Genomic DNA, 1,710 nt, shown 5'->3' on the forward strand with positions numbered 1-1,710 from the left:
GGGCCACTGCTGCGGCCCGGGGTGGGGGGACGGCTGCCGCGGGGCGGACGCCTGCGGATACGGCTGCGGGTACGGGCCGTACCCGGGGTGGGAGTCGTGGTGGGGGTTCTCGTTCCAGGGCCCCTCGTACGACCGGTCGGTCATCGCTCACCCTCCTGCGAACGGCGGGAGCACCTCGACCGTGCCGCCCTCGGTCAGCCGTACCGTCTCGTGTCCGCGTGTTCCCACGGGGTCACCGTCGATCAGGAACGAGCAGCGTTCCAGGACGCGGACGAGTTCACCGGGGTGCCGCTCACGCACCGCGGCGAGCGCCTGGGCGAGCGTCTCCGCCTCGTACGGCTCCTCGGCGACCCCGGCCGCGGCCTTCGCCGCCGCCCAGTAGCGCACCGTGACCTTTGCCATCCCGTTCCTCAAGTCGCTCGGCAATGAACAGGGCCAGGCTAGCCCGCCCGTGCGAGGGCCCAGCGCGCGATGCGGTGCAGAAGGGCGTCGGAGGCGGCGTTCTCGGCGTGGCCCATGCCGCGCTCCACCCACAGTTCCCCGTGGTCACCGGCGGCCGCGGCCAGCATCCGGGGGTGGTCGAGGGGGAAGTAGCCGTCCTGGTCGCCGTGCACGATCAGCAGGGGGGTGGGCGCGATGAGGGGGACCGCCTCCACCGGGGAGAGCGGGACCGGGTCCCAGTGGCGGTGGTGGATGCGGGTGCGCAGCCCGTAGCGGCTCAGCAGACGGCCCTCGGGGCGGGTGACCAGCCAGTGCAGCCGGCGCATGGGGGCCGTGCCCCGGTAGTACCAGCGTGCGGGCGCGCTGACCGAGACCACGGCGTCCGTGCGGGACCCGGTCCGTGCCCCGGCTCGTGCCGCGTCCGCCGGGCCGCCGCCGTGCAGGGCCGCGTGCCGCAGCACCACCGAGCCGCCCATGGAGAAGCCGACGGTCACCACGCGCGCGTGCCCGAGGCCCCGCGCCCACGCGACCGCCGCCGCCAGGTCCAGCACCTCGCGGTCGCCGACGGTGGAGCGTCCGCCGGAGGCGCCGTGACCGCGGAAGGAGAAGGTCACGACGGCGCCGTGCCGTGCCAGGACCCGCGCCACCCGGCGCACGTGCGGTCGCTCCAGCGCACCGGTGAACCCGTGTGCGACCACGAACACCAGGTCGTCCGACCCCTCGTGCGCGCCCCCGGGTGCGCCCTCGTGCGCCGCCGTTCTGCGCTCGTACGCCGCGTCGAGCCTCACCCCGTCCGCCGTGCGCAGAAACGTCCTGACGCGTGCCGCCGGCGTCGCCCGGACCCCCGCGGCGTCCGTCGAACGCACCACATGGCCTGTCGACCCCGTGCCCATGTCGGTTATTCTGCTTCGAAAGAGGACTCGGGCAGTGAAGCCCCCGAGTCCTTTTGTGGTTTTTGTGCTGTCGAGAGCGTTGTATACGACGCGGGCAACCGCGGGTGTACGGGCCGTCGATCGCGCAGTGGCTCTCCGGAGCCGCAGCGGGTCCCAGGGGCGCGGGATTCGCACACCGACGAAGCAGTGCCGCACGACTCCTCCGCCACCGAGGCGTGGGAGGTACCCATCACCGGGACCCGAGGAGGAACCAGACGCATGGACGAGCGAACCGCGCACGAACGCCCGCCGGTCCGGGCGGGGGCACTGTCCCCGGCCGGCCTCCTGCCGGGCCCTCTGCCCGATCCTCGGCTCGCCTCTCCACCCGCCCCCCTGC

The 1,710-nt window shown here is 74.2% G+C and carries 2 protein-coding genes; both read right to left on the reverse strand.

Going from position 1 to position 1,710, the window contains the following annotated elements; all coding sequences use genetic code 11:
- Positions 1 to 147: 147 nt before the first annotated feature.
- Positions 148 to 402, reverse strand: coding sequence for a MoaD/ThiS family protein (locus tag CCN35_RS26385; protein WP_067397163.1), 255 nt, complete (start codon positions 400 to 402; stop codon positions 148 to 150).
- 38 nt (positions 403 to 440) lie between these two features.
- The gene (locus CCN35_RS26390) at positions 441 to 1,334 is read right to left on the reverse strand and encodes an alpha/beta hydrolase (protein ID WP_067397164.1); all 894 of its coding nucleotides are present in this window, start codon (positions 1,332 to 1,334) and stop codon (positions 441 to 443) included.
- Positions 1,335 to 1,710: the final 376 nt, after the last annotated feature.

The sequence above is a fragment of the Streptomyces thermovulgaris genome (assembly GCF_002155915.1).
GTDB lineage: Bacteria > Actinomycetota > Actinomycetes > Streptomycetales > Streptomycetaceae > Streptomyces > Streptomyces thermovulgaris.

Bases quoted from the DNA above. Each gene is read 5' to 3' on its own strand.
- CCN35_RS26390 (WP_067397164.1), bottom strand. From the start codon at position 1,334: ATGGGCACGGGGTCGACAGGCCATGTGGTGCGTTCGACGGACGCCGCG.
- CCN35_RS26385 (WP_067397163.1), bottom strand. From the start codon at position 402: ATGGCAAAGGTCACGGTGCGCTACTGGGCGGCGGCGAAGGCCGCGGCC.